Origin of the sequence: Pseudomonas sp. A-1, assembly GCF_004801855.1 — a bacterium.
Lineage (GTDB): Bacteria > Pseudomonadota > Gammaproteobacteria > Pseudomonadales > Pseudomonadaceae > Geopseudomonas.
Map to the genome: position 1 here is coordinate 1 of NZ_SSTC01000087.1, position 16,404 is coordinate 16,404.

At 70.8% G+C, this 16,404-nt stretch carries 18 protein-coding genes; 7 read left to right on the forward strand and 11 right to left on the reverse strand.

What is annotated here, in order from left to right; translation table 11 throughout:
• The 5 genes from E5198_RS16990 to E5198_RS17010 form a co-directional block, all read right to left on the reverse strand.
• Positions 1 to 432: biotin/lipoyl-containing protein (locus E5198_RS16990; RefSeq protein WP_178084092.1), on the reverse strand; the 432-nt coding region annotated here is incomplete at its 3' end.
• 117 nt (positions 433 to 549) lie between these two features.
• Positions 550 to 1,536, reverse strand: coding sequence for an alpha-ketoacid dehydrogenase subunit beta (locus tag E5198_RS16995; RefSeq protein ID WP_136491146.1), 987 nt, complete (start codon positions 1,534 to 1,536; stop codon positions 550 to 552).
• Entirely contained in the window at positions 1,529 to 2,626 is a 1,098-nt protein-coding gene (gene pdhA / locus E5198_RS17000) for a pyruvate dehydrogenase (acetyl-transferring) E1 component subunit alpha (RefSeq protein ID WP_136491147.1), read from the reverse strand. Before pdhA ends, E5198_RS16995 begins: the two co-directional genes overlap by 8 nt.
• Positions 2,627 to 2,697: 71 nt before the next feature.
• On the reverse strand, positions 2,698 to 3,720 hold the full coding sequence (locus E5198_RS17005; protein ID WP_136491148.1) for a Glu/Leu/Phe/Val dehydrogenase dimerization domain-containing protein: 1,023 nt from the start codon (positions 3,718 to 3,720) through the stop codon (positions 2,698 to 2,700).
• A 196-nt stretch (positions 3,721 to 3,916) separates the two neighbouring features.
• A complete protein-coding gene (locus E5198_RS17010) occupies positions 3,917 to 4,369 on the reverse strand; it encodes a flavodoxin domain-containing protein (RefSeq protein WP_136491149.1) in 453 nt (150 codons plus the stop codon).
• Positions 4,370 to 4,745: 376 nt separating this feature from the next.
• Between E5198_RS17010 and folM the strand changes: the two genes are divergently transcribed.
• From folM to cysZ, 6 genes are all read left to right on the forward strand, one after another.
• Positions 4,746 to 5,456, forward strand: coding sequence for a dihydromonapterin reductase (gene folM, locus E5198_RS17015; protein ID WP_136491150.1), 711 nt, complete (start codon positions 4,746 to 4,748; stop codon positions 5,454 to 5,456).
• Positions 5,457 to 5,482: 26 nt separating this feature from the next.
• A complete protein-coding gene (gene folE / locus E5198_RS17020) occupies positions 5,483 to 6,052 on the forward strand; it encodes a GTP cyclohydrolase I FolE (RefSeq protein ID WP_136491151.1) in 570 nt (189 codons plus the stop codon).
• Positions 6,053 to 6,424, forward strand: a complete 372-nt coding sequence (gene folX, locus E5198_RS17025; RefSeq protein ID WP_136491152.1) for a dihydroneopterin triphosphate 2'-epimerase — start codon at positions 6,053 to 6,055, stop codon at positions 6,422 to 6,424.
• 82 nt (positions 6,425 to 6,506) lie between these two features.
• Positions 6,507 to 6,800 carry a DUF1244 domain-containing protein gene (locus tag E5198_RS17030; RefSeq protein WP_136491153.1) on the forward strand — a complete coding sequence of 98 codons (294 nt, stop codon included), beginning with the start codon at positions 6,507 to 6,509 and terminating at the stop codon, positions 6,798 to 6,800.
• Complete coding sequence (locus E5198_RS17035) at positions 6,797 to 7,138, forward strand: HopJ type III effector protein (protein ID WP_136491154.1); 342 nt, start codon at positions 6,797 to 6,799, stop codon at positions 7,136 to 7,138. The genes E5198_RS17030 and E5198_RS17035 overlap by 4 nt, the downstream gene beginning before the upstream one ends.
• A gap of 148 nt (positions 7,139 to 7,286) precedes the next feature.
• Entirely contained in the window at positions 7,287 to 8,042 is a 756-nt protein-coding gene (gene cysZ / locus E5198_RS17040) for a sulfate transporter CysZ (protein ID WP_136491155.1), read from the forward strand.
• A 49-nt stretch (positions 8,043 to 8,091) separates the two neighbouring features.
• On the opposite strand, the gene E5198_RS17045 is transcribed toward cysZ, so the two are convergent.
• Positions 8,092 to 8,586, reverse strand: a complete 495-nt coding sequence (locus E5198_RS17045; RefSeq protein ID WP_136491156.1) for a glutathione peroxidase — start codon at positions 8,584 to 8,586, stop codon at positions 8,092 to 8,094.
• Between the two features lie 113 nt (positions 8,587 to 8,699).
• Positions 8,700 to 9,185, reverse strand: coding sequence for a peptidylprolyl isomerase (locus E5198_RS17050; protein WP_136491157.1), 486 nt, complete (start codon positions 9,183 to 9,185; stop codon positions 8,700 to 8,702).
• Positions 9,186 to 9,385: 200 nt separating this feature from the next.
• Here E5198_RS17050 and E5198_RS17055 point away from each other — a divergent pair, with 200 nt between their 5' ends.
• The gene (locus E5198_RS17055) at positions 9,386 to 10,327 is read left to right on the forward strand and encodes an acyltransferase (RefSeq protein ID WP_136491158.1); all 942 of its coding nucleotides are present in this window, start codon (positions 9,386 to 9,388) and stop codon (positions 10,325 to 10,327) included.
• On the opposite strand, the gene E5198_RS17060 is transcribed toward E5198_RS17055, so the two are convergent.
• The 4 genes from E5198_RS17060 to E5198_RS22070 all read right to left on the reverse strand — a co-directional run.
• The gene (locus E5198_RS17060) at positions 10,317 to 11,366 is read right to left on the reverse strand and encodes an extracellular solute-binding protein (protein WP_168772548.1); all 1,050 of its coding nucleotides are present in this window, start codon (positions 11,364 to 11,366) and stop codon (positions 10,317 to 10,319) included. The two genes, E5198_RS17055 and E5198_RS17060, sit on opposite strands and share 11 nt — an antisense overlap.
• A gap of 126 nt (positions 11,367 to 11,492) precedes the next feature.
• Positions 11,493 to 13,214, reverse strand: coding sequence for a NahK/ErcS family hybrid sensor histidine kinase/response regulator (locus E5198_RS17065; protein ID WP_136491160.1), 1,722 nt, complete (start codon positions 13,212 to 13,214; stop codon positions 11,493 to 11,495).
• On the reverse strand, positions 13,198 to 14,355 hold the full coding sequence (gene ercA, locus E5198_RS17070; RefSeq protein ID WP_136491161.1) for an alcohol dehydrogenase-like regulatory protein ErcA: 1,158 nt from the start codon (positions 14,353 to 14,355) through the stop codon (positions 13,198 to 13,200). The genes E5198_RS17065 and ercA overlap by 17 nt, the downstream gene beginning before the upstream one ends.
• A 119-nt stretch (positions 14,356 to 14,474) precedes the next feature.
• Positions 14,475 to 16,404: S9 family peptidase (locus tag E5198_RS22070; protein WP_256659178.1), on the reverse strand; the 1,930-nt coding region annotated here is incomplete at its 5' end.

The window sequence follows — 16,404 nt, forward strand, 5'->3', positions numbered from 1 at the left end:
GGTGATCAGGCCGTCGGCGCCGGAGCCGGACAGCCCGGCCAGCTCGACGCCCAACTGGCGGGCCAGCTGGCGCACCGCCGGGGTGGCGCGCGGCGCCAGGTGCTCGCGGGTCGAGGGCGCGGCGCCGACGAAGAAGCTGTCGCCCCCGCCGCCCTCGCCGGCCTCCAGCTTGCCGACCACGGTGCCGGTGTCCTCACCCTCGCCCTCGTAGGCCAGCAGCGGTTCGCCGACGTGGAGGATGTCGCCCTCGGCACCGTAGGTCCTGGCCACCACGCCGTCGTAGGGCGCGGGAATGTCGACGATGGCCTTGGCGGTCTCCACCGAGACCAGCAACTGGTCGGCCTTGACGCTGTCGCCGGCCTTGACGTGCCACTGGACGATTTCCGCCTCCTGCAGGCCTTCGCCGAGGTCGGGCAGCTTGAAGTGTTTCATGTTCCGTTCCCCCAGTTTCTCCCCGGCCTGGACGGCCCGGGAGGGTTCGGCCGTAGGGTGCGCCGTGCGCACCAGCCGGATGAGTCCATGTTGGTGCGCACGGCGCACCCTACCGGCTCAGGCGTACTCCAGCACCGCGTCGCAGGCGGCGAGGATGTCGCCGACGTCCGGGATGTAGTACGGCTCCAGGCGGTACAGCGGCGGCGGGATGTCCGGCGCGGCGACCCGCTGGATCGGCGCGTGCAGGTCGAGCAGCGCGCGCTCGTAGAGGCTGGCGGCGATCTCCGCGCCCACCCCGCCGCTCTTCGGCGCCTCGTGGACGATCACGCAGCGCCCGGTCTTGCGCACCGAGGCCTCGAGGGTGTCGAGGTCCAGCGGCTTGAGGCAGGCGACGTCGATCACCTCGGCGCTGACCCCGCGCTCGGCCAGCGCGCTCGCCGCCTGCAGGGTCTCGTGCACGCTGGCGCCCCAGCTGACCAGGGTCAGGTCGCTGCCCTCGCGCAGGGTGAAGCAGCTGTCCAGCGGCAGGCGGCGGCCGTCGTCCTCCAGCGGCTGCGGGTTCATCCGGTACAGGCGGGTCGGCTCGAGGAAGACCACCGGGTCGGGGTCGTCGATGGCCGCCAGCAGCAGGCCGTAGGCGCGCGCCGGCGACGACGGCACCACCACGCGCAGGCCGGGGACGTGGGCGAACAGCGCCTCGGTGGATTCGCTGTGGTGCTCGGGGGCGCGGATGCCGGCGCCCATCGGCGAGCGCACCACCAGCGGGCAGGTCAGCCGGCCGCGGGTGCGGTTGCGCAGCCGCGCGGCGTGCGACACCAGTTGCTCCATGGCGGCGTAGATGAAGCCGAGGAACTGGATCTCCATCACCGGCCGCAGCCCCTGGCTGGCCATGCCGATGGACAGGCCGGCGATCATGTTCTCCGCCAGCGGCGTGTCGATCACCCGCTTGAGGCCGAACTGCTCGCGCAGGCCGAGGGTGGCGCGGAACACGCCGCCGTTGACGCCGATGTCCTCGCCGAGCACCACCACGTTCTCGTCCTCGCGCATGGCGCGGTGCAGGGCCAGGTTGACCGCCTCCAGCAGGCTGTACTTTTTCTCACTCATGGTCGGCTCCTTGCGTGCGGCGGGCGATGCGCTCGGCGAACTGCTCGCGCTGCTCGGCCAGCGCCTGCGGCCAGCTGGCGTAGACGTGGGCGAACACCGACTGCGGGTCCTGCGCCGCCAGCCCCTCGTAGGCGTCGATGGCCCGCTGCAGCTCGGCCTGGCACTCGGCCACCAGCGCCTGCTCGCGGCCCTCGTCCCACAGGCCCTGGCCGACCAGGTAGCTCTGCAGGCGCTTGACCGGCTCCTCGTGCCAGGCCTGGTTGACCTCCTCGGCACTGCGGTAGCGGGTGGCGTCGTCGGCGGTGGTATGGTCGCACAGGCGGTAGGTGACGCATTCCAGCAGGGTCGGCCCCTTGCCGTGGCGGGCGCGCTCGATGGCCAGGCGCAGGCGCTCGACCACCGCGATCACGTCGTTGCCGTCCACCTGCTCGCCGGCGAAGCCGGCGCCGAGCGCCTTCTGCGCCAGGGTCGGCGCGCCGCACTGGATGCGCCGCGGCACCGAGATGGCCCACTGGTTGTTGTTGACCACGAACACCACCGGCAGCTGCCAGGTGCCGGCGACGTTGAGCGCCTCGAGGAAGTCGCCCTTGCTGGTGGCGCCGTCGCCGCAGGTGGTCAGCGCCACCCGGTGCTCGCCGCGGATCTTGAAGGCGCTGGCCACCCCGCAGGCGTGCAGCGCCTGGGTGGCGATCGGCACGCACAGCGGAAAGTCGCCGCGCGCCACCTCGCCACGGTAGTCGCTGCCGCGCTCGTCGCCGCCCCAGTACAGCAGCATCTCGCTCATGCTCACCCCGCGCAGCAGCTGGCTGGCGGTGTCGCGGTAGTAGGGCACCAGCACGTCGTCGGCGCGCAGCAGGCTGCCGATGGCGGTGCCGACCGCCTCCTGGCCGAGGCTGGAGGCGTAGGTGCCGATGCGCCCGGTGCGCTGCAGGGCGATCACCTTCTGGTCGAACAGGCGGGTGCGGACCATGGCGCGGTACAGCGGCAGCAGCCGCTCGCCGTCCAGCGCCCAGTCGGGCAGCGGCCCCAGCGGGCGGCCGTCGGCGTCGAGGTAGCGGGTGTAGGGCAGTTCGATGGAGCTGTGGGGCATGGCTTCCTCCCTGGCACCTTGCCGGTGCGTGGCGGCCTGCCGCCTTGGGCGGCAGGCGTGGGACAGCGCATTCAGGAACCGTAGATCAGCCGTTCGGCCAGGCTGTCGGCGACCCGCGCCGGCGAGCGTCGCTCGGCCTGCGCCTCGGCGTAGATCTCCTCCAGGCGATGGCCGATCTGCGCCAGGTGGGCGGTGATTTCCGCCGGGCTGCGCCCCTGGTGCTGCAGGGCGACGAAGATCAGCCCGCCGGAGTTGATCACGTAGTCGGGGGCGTAGAGGATGCCGCGCGCGGTCAGCTCGTCGCCCATCTCCGGGCTGTCCAGCTGGTTGTTGGCCGCCCCGGCCACCGCGGCGCAGCGCAGCTTGGCGATGCTCTGCGCATTGATCGCCCCGCCCAGGCCGCAGGGCGCGAGGATGTCGCAGGGCACGCCGAGCAGGGCGTCGGCGGCCACCGGCTGCGCGCCGAGCTGCTCGACCGCCAGCGCCAGGCGTCCCTCGTCGATGTCGCTGACGATCAGCCGCGCCCCGGCCGCGGCCAGGTGCTCGGCGAGGGCGAAGCCGACATGGCCGAGGCCCTGCACGGCGACGGTCAGGCCCTCCAGCGAATCGCTGCCCAGACGCGCCCTGGCGGTGGCGCGGATGCCGGCGAACACGCCGAGCGCGGTGTGCGGCGAGGGATCGCCGCCGGCGGTGGTGCTGGTGACGTGCGGGGTGTGGCGGGCGATGCAGTCCATGTCGACGCCCGAGGTGCCGCTGTCGACGGCGGTGATGTAGCGCCCGCCGAGCTTGTCGATGAAGCGGCCGAAGGCCTCGAACAGCGCGGCGCGGTCGGCGACGTGCGGCGGGCGGATGATCACCGCCTTGCCGCCGCCCTGGGCGAGGCCCGCCAGCGCGGCCTTGTAGCTCATGCCGCGGGCCAGCCGCGCGGCATCGCGCACGGCGCCGTCGACGTCGGCATAGGCGAGATAGCGGCAGCCGCCCAGGGCCGGGCCGAGGTGGGTGTTGTGGATGGCGACGATCGCCTGCAGACCCGTCGCCGGGTCGCTGGCCAGGTGCAGTTCCTCGAGACGCGCGTTTTCCATGATCGCGAACATGGGCGTACTCCTGACTGGTCGGTGTCTGGCGCCTATGCCGATACCCCCGGCGGCGGTCCCCATGGCGACGCCCCGGAGCAGTTGGCATCGCGACCCGCAGGCCGCGTGACGCTTCTGTTTCTTCTGCCTCGAGTATAGGCCCCGCACGGCGGGCTGTCCGCCGAGCGCTGTACGGAAAGCCGGCCGCGCCGCGCGATCAGCCCAGGTTGGCGGCCAGGCGCGCCAGCCAGGGTTCGGCGTCCTCGGCCGGGGTCACCGTCTCGCTGGCGTCCAGCTGCAGCTGCGACTGCAGATCGCGCATGCCCAGGCGCAGCAGCAGCATGTGCGCCTGCAGCGCGCCGGCGCAGAACTGCTCGCCATAGGCGGTATCGCCCAGGCCGATCACCGCCACGGGCCGGCCGCGCCAGTCGGGCTGCCAGGCCTCGATCTCGTCGAGCAGCGCCTGCAGGTTGTCCGGCACCTCGCCCATGCCGGTGGTCGAGGTCACCACCAGCAGCGCCTGCGGGTCCAGGGCCAGCAGCTCCTCGAGGGCGACGCGCGGCAGGTGGCGGGCCTCGATGCCGGCGTCCTGCAGGAACTGCTCGGCATGGCGGGCGACCTCCTCGGCGGTGCCGAAGGCGGAACCGGAAACGATGGCGAGCTGGAGCATGGCGGCCCTCCCGGGCGTTCTGACAAGGCCGGGCATTATGCCCGATCGCCGCATGGCGGCGCCCGTACCGGCATCGCAAGCGGACGGCGCCGGCCTGGGGGCCTGAGGCGAGCAAAACCTTCCACACAGTTATACAACAAGCAATCGCGCGTACAACATCACATCACCCCACGAGGAGAGCAGAGCCCGAGAAACTGCGGTTCAGGAGGCTTTCCGCCGCCTCCGCGCGGTCACGACCCTAGCCCACACATCTCGCAGGGTTGTACAGACCGATTCGCTGGTATAACTTTGTGCCTGGTTCAGCCGGTACTCCGTCCCGCACTTGTCAGGTACCCGGCGGCTGTGCCGCTGAACCACCCTTTTGCGCGAGGCATGCATGAGCCAGTCACCCGCCCCCATCCTGATCACCGGCGCCAGCCAGCGAGTCGGGCTGCACTGCGCCCTGCGCCTGCTCGACGATGGCCAGCCGCTGATCGTCAGCTACCGCAGCGAGCGGCCGGCGCTGGACGAGCTGCGCCGACGCGGGGCGCTGACCCTGCCGGCCGACTTCTCCAGCGAGCCCGGCATCCTCGCCTTCATCGATCTGCTGCAGCGGCACACCGACCGCCTGCGCGCCATCGTGCACAACGCCTCGGACTGGCTGCGCGAGGAGCCGGGCCACGAGGCAGAGGCCTTCGCGCGCATGGTCAGCGTGCACATGCTGGCGCCCTACCTGATCAACCTGCGCTGCCGCGCCCTGCTCGAACGCAGCGAGACGGCCGACATCGTGCACATCACCGACGACGTCGCCCGCCGCGGCAGCGCCAACCGGGTCGCCTACTGCGCCAGCAAGGCCGGCCTGGAGAACCTGACCCTGTCGTTCGCCGCGCAGTTCGCCCCGCGGATCAAGGTCAACGCCATCGCCCCGGCGCTGGTGATGTTCAACGACCACGACGACGCGAGCTACCGCGAGAAAACCCTGGCCAAGTCGGCCCTCGGCATCGAGCCGGGGCCGGAGGTCATCTACCAGAGCCTGCGCTATCTTCTGGACAACCCCTACGTCACCGGCACCAGCCTGTGCGTCAACGGCGGCCGCCACCTGAAATGAGCCCGGGCCGCCACGAGGAATCGAACATGAGCGATCAACTGTCGCAACTCACCCAGCACTACCATGAGATTCTCGTCGGCCTCGGCGAGAACCCCGAGCGCGAAGGCCTGCGCGACACGCCCAAGCGCGCCGCCAAGGCCATGCAGTACCTGTGCCGCGGTTACGAGCAGTCGCTCGAGGAGATCGTCAACGGCGCGCTGTTCGCCTCCGACAACGACGAGATGGTGATCGTCCGCGACATCGAGCTGTACTCGCTGTGCGAACACCACCTGCTGCCGTTCATCGGCAAGGCCCACGTCGCCTACATCCCCACCGGCAAGGTGCTCGGCCTGTCCAAGGTGGCGCGCATCGTCGACATGTTCGCCCGCCGCCTGCAGATCCAGGAGAACCTCACCCGGCAGATCGCCGAGGCGGTCCAGCAGGTGACCAACGCCGCCGGCGTGGCCGTGGTGATCGAGGCCCAGCACATGTGCATGATGATGCGCGGGGTGGAGAAGCAGAACTCGGTGATGTCCTCCTCGGTGATGCTCGGCGCCTTCCGCCAGTCGACCAACACCCGCCAGGAATTCCTCCAGCTGATCGGACGGAGCAAGTAGATGCCTCGACTGGAACCCGGCATGGCGCGCATCCGCGTCAAGGACCTGCGCCTGCGCACCTTCATCGGCATCAAGGAGGAGGAGATCCTCAACAAGCAGGACGTGCTGATCAACCTGACCATCCTCTACCCGGCCCGCGACGCCGTGCAGGGCAACGACATCGACCAGGCGCTGAACTACCGCACCATCACCAAGGCGATCATCCGCCACGTCGAGGAGAACCGCTTCGCCCTGCTCGAGCGGCTGACCCAGGAGATCCTCGACCTGGTCATGGCTCACCCGGCGGTGCGCTACGCCGAGGTCGAGGTGGACAAGCCGCATGCCCTGCGCTTCGCCGAGTCGGTGTCGATCACCCTCGCCGGCCATCGCTGAATGCCCGCGGCCGCCCGGCATTGTCCGCCGCGGCCACGGCTCTTATGATCGACCTCCCCCACCGACCGCGCGAGAAGCCGCCATGACCGAACAACAGCGCCTCGAACTGGAAGCCGCCGCCTTCCGCCGCCTGCTCCGGCACCTGGGCGAGCGCAGCGACGTGCAGAACATCGAGCTGATGAACCTGGCCGGCTTCTGCCGCAACTGCCTGGGCAAGTGGTACAAGGCCGCCGCCGACGAGCGCGGCATCGAGCTGTCCGCCGAGGACGCACGCGACGCCATCTACGGCATGCCCTACGCCGAGTGGAAGGCCCGGTACCAGCAAGAGGCCACGCCGCAGCAGCTGGCCGCCTTCGAACAAGCGAGCAAGAAATGACCGCACTGAACGACTTCCGCGCCGCCCTGCGCCGCGACGACCATCCCTTCGCCGACACCCTGGCGTTCATCGCCGCGCACTACGACTATCAGCCGCAGGCCTTCGTCAACGGCAGCACCGCAAGCGCCGCCGGGCAGAACGAGGGCTCCTGCAAGCTGCTCGGCCTCGCCCTGCTCGAGGGCCTGAGCGACGAGGAGACCCTGCTGGCCTTCGGCGAGCACTACCGCAGCGTGCTGGCCACCCCCGAGGGCAGCGACCACGCCAACATCCGCGCCCTGCAGGCCTCGGGCCTTTCCGGCGTGCGCTTCGCCGAGCTGCCGCTCAAGCGCAAGGCCTGATCAGGGCCGGTGCGCATAGCGCACCCTACGCTGCCCAGCGCCGTAGGGTGCGCCGCGCGCACTGCAGCCTGCCTCGCAATGCGCACCTGTCGCTAGGTGCCCTCCCCCGCGTGCTAAGGTTGGCGCCGTGTTCCCCACGGAGTGCCCCATGCCTATCCAGACCCTCTCCGGCCCCGGCTACCTCGCCGCCGGCCTGCGCCTGATCCTCAGCCCCGGCCTGCGCCGCTTCGTCCTGCTGCCGCTGACCGTCAACCTGCTGCTGTTCGTCGCCCTGATCGTGCTGGCGGTGCAGCAGTTCGGCTTCTGGGTCGAGGCGCTGATGCCGACCCTGCCGCAGTGGCTGGCCTTCCTCGAATACCTGTTGTGGCCGCTGTTCGTGGCGCTGGTGCTGCTGATCCTGTTCTTCGGCTTCACCCTGCTGGCCAACCTGATCGCCGCACCGTTCAACGGCTTCCTCGCCGAGAAGGTCGAGGCGGTGGTGCGCGGCCGCGACGTCGCGCCGCCGTTCAGCTGGGGCGAGCTGCTGGCGATGATCCCGCGCACCCTCGGCCGCGAGCTGCGCAAGCTGGCCTACCTGCTGCCGCGGGCGCTGGCGCTGCTGGTGCTGTCGCTGATTCCGGGGCTGAACCTGCTCGCCGCGCCGCTGTGGCTGCTGTTCGGCGTGTGGATGATGGCGGTGCAGTACATCGACTACCCGGCGGACAACCACAAGATGGGCTGGGACGACATGCTCGCCTGGCTGCGCGCCAAGCGCTGGCAGAGCCTGGGCTTCGGTGCCGCCACCTACGCGGCGCTGCTGGTGCCGGGGCTGAACATCCTGCTGATGCCGGCGGCGGTGGCCGGGGCGACGGTGTTCTGGGTGCGCGAGGACGGCGCCTCACGACTGGTCGTCGCCAGCCGCTGAGACGATGGGGATGCCGCGCCCTGCGGGGCGCCGTATCACGGGCGGGGCGTCAGGCCGCCACGCCGGCCAGCGCCTTCTCGATCGCCTGGATCACCTGCGGATCCTCGGGGGCGATGCGCGGCGAGAAGCGCTCCAGCACGCGGCCGTCCGGGCCGACCAGGAATTTCTCGAAGTTCCAGGTGATGTCGCCGGGGAACTCCGCGCCCTCGCCGGCCAGCAGCAGGTACAGCGGATGACGGCCGGGACCGTTGACCTCGATCCTGGCGCTCATCGGGAAGCTGACGCCGTAGTTCAGCGTGCAGAACTCGCGGATCTGCGCCTCGCTGCCCGGCTCCTGGCCGGCGAACTGGTTGCACGGCAGGCCGAGCACGCTGAAGCCGCGCTCGCGGTATTGCTGGTGGAGATGCTCCAGGCCGGCGTACTGCGGGGTCAGACCACACTTCGAGGCGACGTTGACCACCAGCACCACCTTGCCCTTGAGCGGGGCCAGCGGCAGGTCGCCGCCGTCCAGGGCCTTGAGGGTCAGATCGTGGAAAAGGCTCATCACATAGCTCCATGCCAATCATCGGGCCATCAAAAAGGCGCTATCGCGAGCCGCAACAGCGCCTTCCTGGATTCAGCTTAGCAGCAGATCGGCTGCCGCCTGCCGAGCGGTTCTCAGTGGTGATGACCGCCTTCGCCGTGAATGTGACCGTGGGCGATTTCCTCGGGCTGGGCGTCGCGCACCTCGACCACCTTGACCTTGAAGTTCAGGCGCTGGCCGGCCAGCGGGTGGTTGCCGTCGACGGTGACATCGTCGCCTTCGATGTCGCGGATGGTGACGATCTGCATGCCGCCGTTCGGCGCGGAGGCGTGGAACTGCATGCCGACTTCCAGCTCGTCGACGCCTTCGAACATGGCGCGGTTGAGCACGGCCACCAGCTCGACGCTGTAGTCGCCGTAGGCGTCTTCCGGCTCGATGGTCACTTCCAGCTCGTCGCCGGCCTGCTTGCCCTCGAGGGCCTTCTCCAGACCGACGATGATGTTGCCGGCGCCATGCAGGTAGACCAGCGGCGCGCCGCCGACGGAACTGTCGATGACTTCACCGCCTTCGTTGGTCAGGGTGTAGTCGATGGATACCGCCTTGTTGGCCGCGATCTGCATGGTTGGAAACCTTTGCGAATGGAGTATGAACGCTGATTTTACGTCGCCCGGGGGCTGAAAGCGACCCGCCGCTGGACAGATGGCCAGCCTCGGCATGGATGGCTCCGATTGTCCGGCAATGGCCGCCAACGCCAGCGATCCTGCGCCAGAGCCCGGCACTGGGCTATCATCCAGCGCCCCGCCATCCCTGGAAGCCCGCCATGCTCCGACTCCTGCCCGCGCCGCTGCGCGGCCTCCTCTCCGGCCTGCTGCTGGTGCTCAACACCCTGCTGTGGTGCTGGCCGCTGCTGGCCCTGGCGCTGCTCAAGCTGCTGCCGCTGCCCGCCAGCCGGGCATGGAGCCGGCGCCTGATGGGGCACGTCGCCGAGTGCTGGGCCGACGGCAACCGGGCCTGGATGGAGCTGCTCGGCGACATCCGCTGGCAGGTCGAGGGCCTCGAGGACGTGCGGGTGCGCGGCTCCTGCCTGGTGATCTGCAACCACCAGAGCTGGGTGGACATCTTCGTCCTGCAGCGCCATCTCAACCGCCGCCTGCCGCTGCTGCGCTTCTTCCTCAAGCAGGAGCTGATCTGGATTCCGCTGTTCGGCCTGTGCTGCTGGGCGCTGGACTTCCCGTTCATGAAGCGCCACTCCAGGGCCTATCTGGAGCGCCACCCCGAGCAGCGCGGCGCCGACCTGGCGACCACGCGCCAGGCCTGCGCGCGCCTGCGCGGCATTCCGGTGGCGCTGTTCAACTTCCTCGAAGGCACGCGCTTCACCGAGGCCAAGCACGAGCAGCAGCAATCGCCCTACCGCCACCTGCTCAGGCCGCGCGCCGGCGGCATCGCCCTGGCCATCGACGCCATGGGCGAGCAGCTCGGGGCACTGGTCGACGTGACCATCCACTACCCGGACGGCCGGCCGCGCTTTCGCGACCTGCTGTGCGGACGCCTGCAGCGGGTGGTGGTGCATTTCGCGGAGCGTGAGATTCCCGCGCAGTTCCTCGGCCGCAGCTACGCCGAGGACGAGACCTACCGCCTGCAGTTCCAGCAGTGGGTCAACGGGCTGTGGAGCGACAAGGACGCCCGTCTGGAGCGCCTGCAGCAGCAGTGGCCACCGCGCGGGCCGGGGCTCGCGCGCGGCCGGGCCAGGGTCAGCGGCTGACCTGGGCCCAGGAGGCGTCCACCGCGCTCTTCTGCTTGGCGCTCAGCGCCTCCAGGTAGTAGAAGCTGCGGCGCTGGTCGCCGGTGACCACCAGCTCCAGGCGCTCGCCGGCCAGCCTGGTCATCGCCGGCGCGTCGATGCGGGTCACCGGGTAGAACAGGGTGTCGCGGGCGTTGAGGGTGTTGGCCTCGGCGCTGGCCAGGTAGTCGATGAAGCGGTGCGCCGCGGCGACGTTGCCGGCGTTGCGCGGAATCGCCATGGTATCGATGAACATCAGCGCCCCCTCGCGCGGCATGACGAAGCGCAGCGGCGCGCCGGCGTCGGCCGCCTTGAGCACGTGGCCGCTCCAGGCCATGGCCATGCACAGCTTGCCGCTGGCCAGTTGCTCGACGTAGGAGTTGTTGCCGAAGCTGGCGGCCTTGCCGCGCAGCGCCGCCAGCTCCGCGCCGGCCTGCTGGATCTGCCGCGGACCGCTGCGGCCCAGGGCGCGGCCCTTGTAGTTGAGCAGCAGCGACAGGGTTTCCTCGCGCGCATCGAGCATGCCGATGCCGCACTGCTTCAGGCGATCGCTGTTCTGCGCATCGAACAGCAGGCCCCAGGTGTCCTCGGGCATGGCACCCAGGGTGTCGACCACCTTGGAGACGTTCAGCGCCAGGCCGACGGTGCCCCACAGGTAGGGCACGGCGTGGCGGGACTTGCCGTCGAAGCCGCTGAGCATGGCCAGCAGGTCGGGATCGACCTCCTTCAGGTTGGGCAGCCTGGTCGGATCCAGCGGCTGCAGGCGCTGCGCGTCGATCAGCGCCGGCAGGTGGAAGTGCGCCGGGAACACCACGTCGTAGCTCTGGCCGCCATCGTTCAGCACGTCCTCGGCCGAAGCGGCGGTGGAGTACTCCACCTTGATCCCGCTCTGCTTCTCGAACGCCTCGATCACGCTGGGGGCCAGGCGCCCTTCCCAGCCATGCACCCTGAGCACCTCCTGCGCCTGCACCAGACCCGCCCCCAGGCCGAGGCTCACGGTCAACAGCATCCGCTTCAACATCCCCACACTCCTTATAGTTATGAGCGGACCGCGCCCCCATGACAGCGGCTCCGCGTCGGGGGGATTTAAACGGGCCATACGACCTTTGTCGCGAGGCTCTACGCCAAAGGTGACCCGCATCACACTTCAGGAGAGGAACTGGCTCAGCGCAGCGCGCAGCTTGCCCGGCTTGACCGGCTTGTTGAGCAGCGGGATGCCCTGCTCGTGCAGCTGGCGGCGGCACTGTTCGCTGCGCTCGGCGGTGATCATCACCGCCGGCAGCAGCCGCGCCGTCTCCGTGCGCAGGCTGGCGATCAGTTCGCAGCCGTTGGCACCCTGATCGAGGTGGTAGTCCACCAGCAGCAGCTCGGCATCCCAGCCCTGCAGCTGCGCGCGCGCCTCCGCCAGGCCGCCGGCCAGGCGCACCTCGCAGCCCCACTGGGCAAGCAGCGCCTGCATGCTCTGCTGGATGTCCGGCTCGTTGTCGACCACCAGCACGCGGCGCCCCGGCAGCGGATCGCCGAGGCTCTCCTGCGGGCGCGCCAGCGGTGCCGGCGCCACGTAGTCGGCCAGCGGCACCTCGATGCTGAACAGCGAGCCGCGCCCCGGCTGCGAGCGCACGGCGATGCGGTAGTCGAGCATGCGTGCGATGCGCTCGACGATGGCCAGGCCCAGGCCGACGCCCTTGCGCTCGGCGGCGCGGCCGGCATCGAGCTGGTTGAACTCGAGGAAGATCTCCTCGAGCTTGTCGGCCGGGATGCCGCGGCCGGTGTCGGCGACCTGGATCAGCAGGTGCGCGCCGCGCCGGCGGCAGCCGAGCAGCACGCGACCCTGGCCGGTGTAGCGGCAGGCATTGCTGAGGAAGTTGCGCAGGATGCGGGTGAGCAGGCGGAAGTCGGTGCGCACCGCCAGCCGCGGGATGCGCACGCGCAGGCCCAGGCCGGCGGCCTCCGCCACCGGCTGGAATTCCGAGGCCAGCGGCGCCAGCAGCTCGTCGAGACGGTACACGGCGAGGTCCGGACGGATCGCCCGGCTGTCCAGACGGGCGATGTCGAGCAGGTCGGCGAGCAGGTCCTCGGCGCCCTCCAGGGCCTGGTGGGTGCGCTCCACCAGGTTGGCCTCGCTGTCCGGCAGGCGCCGCTCGCGCAGGGTGGCGATCAAGAGGCGCGCGGCGTTGAGCGGCTGCAGCAGGTCGTGGCTGGCCGCCGCCAGGTACTTGTCCTTGCTCTGGTTGGCCGCCTCGGCGGCGTCGCGCGCCTCGCGCAGCTCGCACTGGATGCGCTCGCGCTCGCGGATCTCCTGCTGCAGGTGGCGGTTGGCCTCGAGCAGCTCGGCGGTGCGCGCGGCGACGCGCTGCTCCAGCTCGACGTTGAGCTGCTGCTGGCGCAGCTGGGCCTGCTTGCGCTCGGTGATGTCGGCGACGAAGCCCTCGACCAGCCCTTCCGCATCGGGCTTGAGCAGCAGGTTCATCAGCACGTCGATATGGCTGCCGTCGCGCCGGCGCAAGCGGGTTTCGTAGCCGAACAGGCCCTTGCCCTCGCGCAGTACCGCGCCGATGCGCGCCAGCTCGGCGGCGCCGCCGACGAACAGCTGCTCGGCCAGGTCGCGCTGCGACCACAGCACCTGCTGCGGATCGTCGTAGCCGAGCATGTGCGCCAGCGCCGGGTTGGCGGCGCGGATGCCGTCGTGCAGGCTGGCCTGGAAGATGCCGTGCACGGCGTGCTCGAACAGCCACTTGTAGCGGTTGCGCTCGCGCTCCAGCTCGTCGAGGCGCGCCGACAGCTCCGGGTAGTAGCTCTTGCGCGCCGAGTGGCTGCCGAGGCCGAGCAGGTCGGCGACGTTGGGCCGCGCGTCAGAGGGCTTCGCCATACACCACCTCGACGTCGCGCTGGGTCGACTGCCTGGGGTTGGTCAGGATGCACGGGTCGCGCATGGCGTGGCGCGACAGGAAGGGGATGTCCGAGCTGCCGACGCCGTGGCGGCGCAGGGTCTCCTCGAAACCGACCGCCTGCTTGAAGGCGATCAGGTGCTCGACCAGCCGCGCGCGCACCTGCGGTGGGGTCAGCCCGCGGCAGTCGATGCCGAGGGTCTCGGCGACCAGGCGGAAGCGCTCAGGCGCGGCATCGAAGTTGAACGCCACCACGTGCTCGACCAGCGCCGCGTTGCACAGGCCGTGCGGCAGGTCGAGGAAACCGCCGAGGCTGTGGCTCATGGCGTGCACCGCGCCGAGGATGGCATTGGAGAAGGCCAGGCCGGCCTGCATGCTGCCGAGCATGATCTTCTCGCGCAGGGCGATATCGTTGGGATCGGCGATCATCGCCACCAGGTTGCCGCCGATCAGCCGCATGGCCTCCAGCGCGTGGGGGTCGGTGAGCGGGCCGGCGCCGGTGGAGACGAACGCCTCGATGGCGTGCACCAGGGCGTCGATGCCGGTGCAGGCGGAGAGGAACGGATCCATGCTCAGCGTGGTTTCCGGGTCGATCAGCGACACGTCGGGCACCACCGCCTTGCTGACGATGGAGAACTTCATCCGCTCGACCTGGTTGGAGATGATCACGAACTGCGACACGTCGGCCGAGGTGCCGGCGGTGGTCGGGATCAGGATCAGCGGCGGGCTGGGCACACGGATGGTGTCGACGCCCTCGAACTCGAGGATGCTGCGCCCGTGCGCGGCGACGATGCCGATGGCCTTGGCGCAGTCCATCGGGCTGCCGCCGCCCACCGCGACTATCACGTCGCAGCCGCTGGCGCGGTACAGCTCGGCGCCGGCCATCACCTCCTCCACCCGCGGGTTGGGCGACACGCCGGTGAACAGCACGTGGGCGATGCCCTGCTGGTCGAGACTGGCCTGCACGTCGGTGACCCAGCCGGCCGCCAGCACGCCGGGGTCGGACACCACCAGCACCTTGCGGGCGCCGAAGGTCGCGGCGTAGTTGCCGACCGAATGGCGGGAACCGGCGCCGAAGATGATTTCCGGGCTGACGAACTTGCGGAGCGGCGAGAGGGACATGCAGGAACCTGACGGCATCGTTGTTGTTATGGAATGTTTCAAGGCGACAGCCTACTGCATTGCTCGGTCTTTGCAATCAACCGATGGCAATCCGCCCGCCGTGCGGTCGCCATCCGGCTTCAGCCGAGCAGGCGGCAATAGAACTGCCATTCGCGCTCGAGGGCATCGGCGAGATGGGCGGCCTGGCGGAAGCCGTGGCGCTCGTCCGGGTACAGGCGGTACTCGACCGCCACGCCGCCGGCCTGCAGCGCGGCGACCATCGCCTCGGTCTGCTGCGGCACCACCACGGCGTCCAGCCCGCCCTGGAAGAAGATCAGCGGCGCACGGATGTTCCCGGCATGGTTGAGCGGGGTGCGCGCCGCGTAGCGTTCGGCGTCGCGCACGGGATCGCCGATCAGCCAGTCCAGGTAGTCGCCCTCGAACTTGTGGGTGGCGCGGCGCAGGGCCAGCGGGTCGCTGACCCCGTACAGGCTGGCGCCGCCGCGGAACACGTCGTGGAAGGCCAGCGCGCACAGCGCGGTGTAGCCGCCGGCGCTGGCGCCGCGGATGAAGGCGCGCGCCGGGTCGATCAGCCCCTGCGCGCCGAGGTGGCGCACCAGCGCCACGGCGTCCGCCACCTCGATATCGCCCCATGCCCCCGTGAGGCGCAGCCGGCAGGCACGGCCGAAGCCGCTGGAGCCGCGGTAGTTGAGGTCGGCGACGGCGAAGCCGCGCTGGGTCCAGAACTGGATGCGCGGGTCGAACACCGGGTAGCAGGCCGAGGTCGGCCCGCCATGCAGGAACAGCACCAGCGGCGGCCGCTCGCCGGCCGGCACGCGGCAGGCGGCGTTGCGCGGCGCATGGAAGAACGCCCGGGCGCTCTCACCGTCGCCCGTGGCGAAGCGGATCGCCTGCGGGCGCGACAGCTCGGTCTCGACCAGCGGCTGCTCGCCGCCGGCGAGGATCTCGATCGCGCCCGAGTCGCGGGCGATGGCCAGCAGCGCCGGCAGCCGGTCCGGCGCGGCGGCGATGCAGTAGAAGTGCCGCGCGTCGGCGGCGAGCTGGCGGAAGCGCGAGAACTCCGCCGCCAGGCGGCGCTCGCGGCCGGCCGCGTCGCGCTCGACCAGCAGGCCCCAGCCCTCCTCCAGGCGCGCCAGCAGCCAGCCGCCGCCGGCCAGCGGCAGGTGGCTGACGGTGCCCAGCTGCCAGGGCGCCGGGGCGTGGTCGGCTTCCGCCATGGGCCGCGGTTCGCTCCAGCCCTTGCTGCCGCTGGAGCCGCTGGTGCGCATGGCGCACCCTACCGGCACGACGCCACGCTCGCAGGGTGCGCCATGCGCACCACCTGTCCCGACAGGCTGCCAGCGCCCGCCATACTCGTGCCACGGCCGCCACCAGCCGTCGCGGTCGCTCAGGCAGGTCAGGCTGCCGTCGGCGGCGAAGCACGGCTGCTGCAGCGACTGATCGTCCGCGTCGCCGGCCAGCACCTCGCGCGCGCCGAGCGAGCCGTCGGCGTGCAGCGCCATCCGGCACAGGCGGGTCGCCGTCCATGGCAGCTCGGGGCGGTCCCACTCGATCCAGGCCAGCCAGCGGCCATCGGCGGACAGCCGCGGCGCGCAATAGAAGTCGGCGCCCTCGGCCAGCACGCGGCGCGCGCCGTCGTGCAGCGCCAGGCTGACCAGGCGGTGCACCACGGCGTCGCCCTCGCGGCGCTCCTCCACTGCCAGCACCGCCTGCCAGGCCGGTGCATGCTGCAGGTCGCCGTAGCGGCAGTCGGGATTGGCGGTCACCCCGTGCAGCTCGCCGGGGCTGCCGTCGGCACCGACGCTCAGCCACCAGAGCTGCTGGTCGGCCTCGCCGACCAGCGCCACGCCGGCGCCGGTCAGGCAGAAGGCGCCGCCACCGTACTCGTAGACCCGGCTGCGCACCGAGAAGCCCGGCGGGGTCAGCCGCCGCGCCCGCCCGGCGCGCCACAGCCACAGGCTGCAGGCCGCCTCCGCCGGGTCGAACTGCAGCCACAGCAGGCCGCCGAGGCCGGCGCGCAGCTCGGCGAAGTCGCGGCTGGCCGCGGCG

Coding starts and splice junctions, on each gene's coding strand:
- E5198_RS16995 (WP_136491146.1), bottom strand. CDS start 1,536: ATGAGTGAGAAAAAGTACAGCCTGCTGGAGGCGGTCAACCTGGCCCTG.
- pdhA (WP_136491147.1), bottom strand. CDS start 2,626: ATGCCCCACAGCTCCATCGAACTGCCCTACACCCGCTACCTCGACGCC.
- E5198_RS17005 (WP_136491148.1), bottom strand. CDS start 3,720: ATGTTCGCGATCATGGAAAACGCGCGTCTCGAGGAACTGCACCTGGCC.
- E5198_RS17010 (WP_136491149.1), bottom strand. CDS start 4,369: ATGCTCCAGCTCGCCATCGTTTCCGGTTCCGCCTTCGGCACCGCCGAG.
- folM (WP_136491150.1), top strand. CDS start 4,746: ATGAGCCAGTCACCCGCCCCCATCCTGATCACCGGCGCCAGCCAGCGA.
- folE (WP_136491151.1), top strand. CDS start 5,483: ATGAGCGATCAACTGTCGCAACTCACCCAGCACTACCATGAGATTCTC.
- folX (WP_136491152.1), top strand. CDS start 6,053: ATGCCTCGACTGGAACCCGGCATGGCGCGCATCCGCGTCAAGGACCTG.
- E5198_RS17030 (WP_136491153.1), top strand. CDS start 6,507: ATGACCGAACAACAGCGCCTCGAACTGGAAGCCGCCGCCTTCCGCCGC.
- E5198_RS17035 (WP_136491154.1), top strand. CDS start 6,797: ATGACCGCACTGAACGACTTCCGCGCCGCCCTGCGCCGCGACGACCAT.
- cysZ (WP_136491155.1), top strand. CDS start 7,287: ATGCCTATCCAGACCCTCTCCGGCCCCGGCTACCTCGCCGCCGGCCTG.
- E5198_RS17045 (WP_136491156.1), bottom strand. CDS start 8,586: ATGAGCCTTTTCCACGATCTGACCCTCAAGGCCCTGGACGGCGGCGAC.
- E5198_RS17050 (WP_136491157.1), bottom strand. CDS start 9,185: ATGCAGATCGCGGCCAACAAGGCGGTATCCATCGACTACACCCTGACC.
- E5198_RS17055 (WP_136491158.1), top strand. CDS start 9,386: ATGCTCCGACTCCTGCCCGCGCCGCTGCGCGGCCTCCTCTCCGGCCTG.
- E5198_RS17060 (WP_168772548.1), bottom strand. CDS start 11,366: ATGTTGAAGCGGATGCTGTTGACCGTGAGCCTCGGCCTGGGGGCGGGT.
- E5198_RS17065 (WP_136491160.1), bottom strand. CDS start 13,214: ATGGCGAAGCCCTCTGACGCGCGGCCCAACGTCGCCGACCTGCTCGGC.
- ercA (WP_136491161.1), bottom strand. CDS start 14,355: ATGTCCCTCTCGCCGCTCCGCAAGTTCGTCAGCCCGGAAATCATCTTC.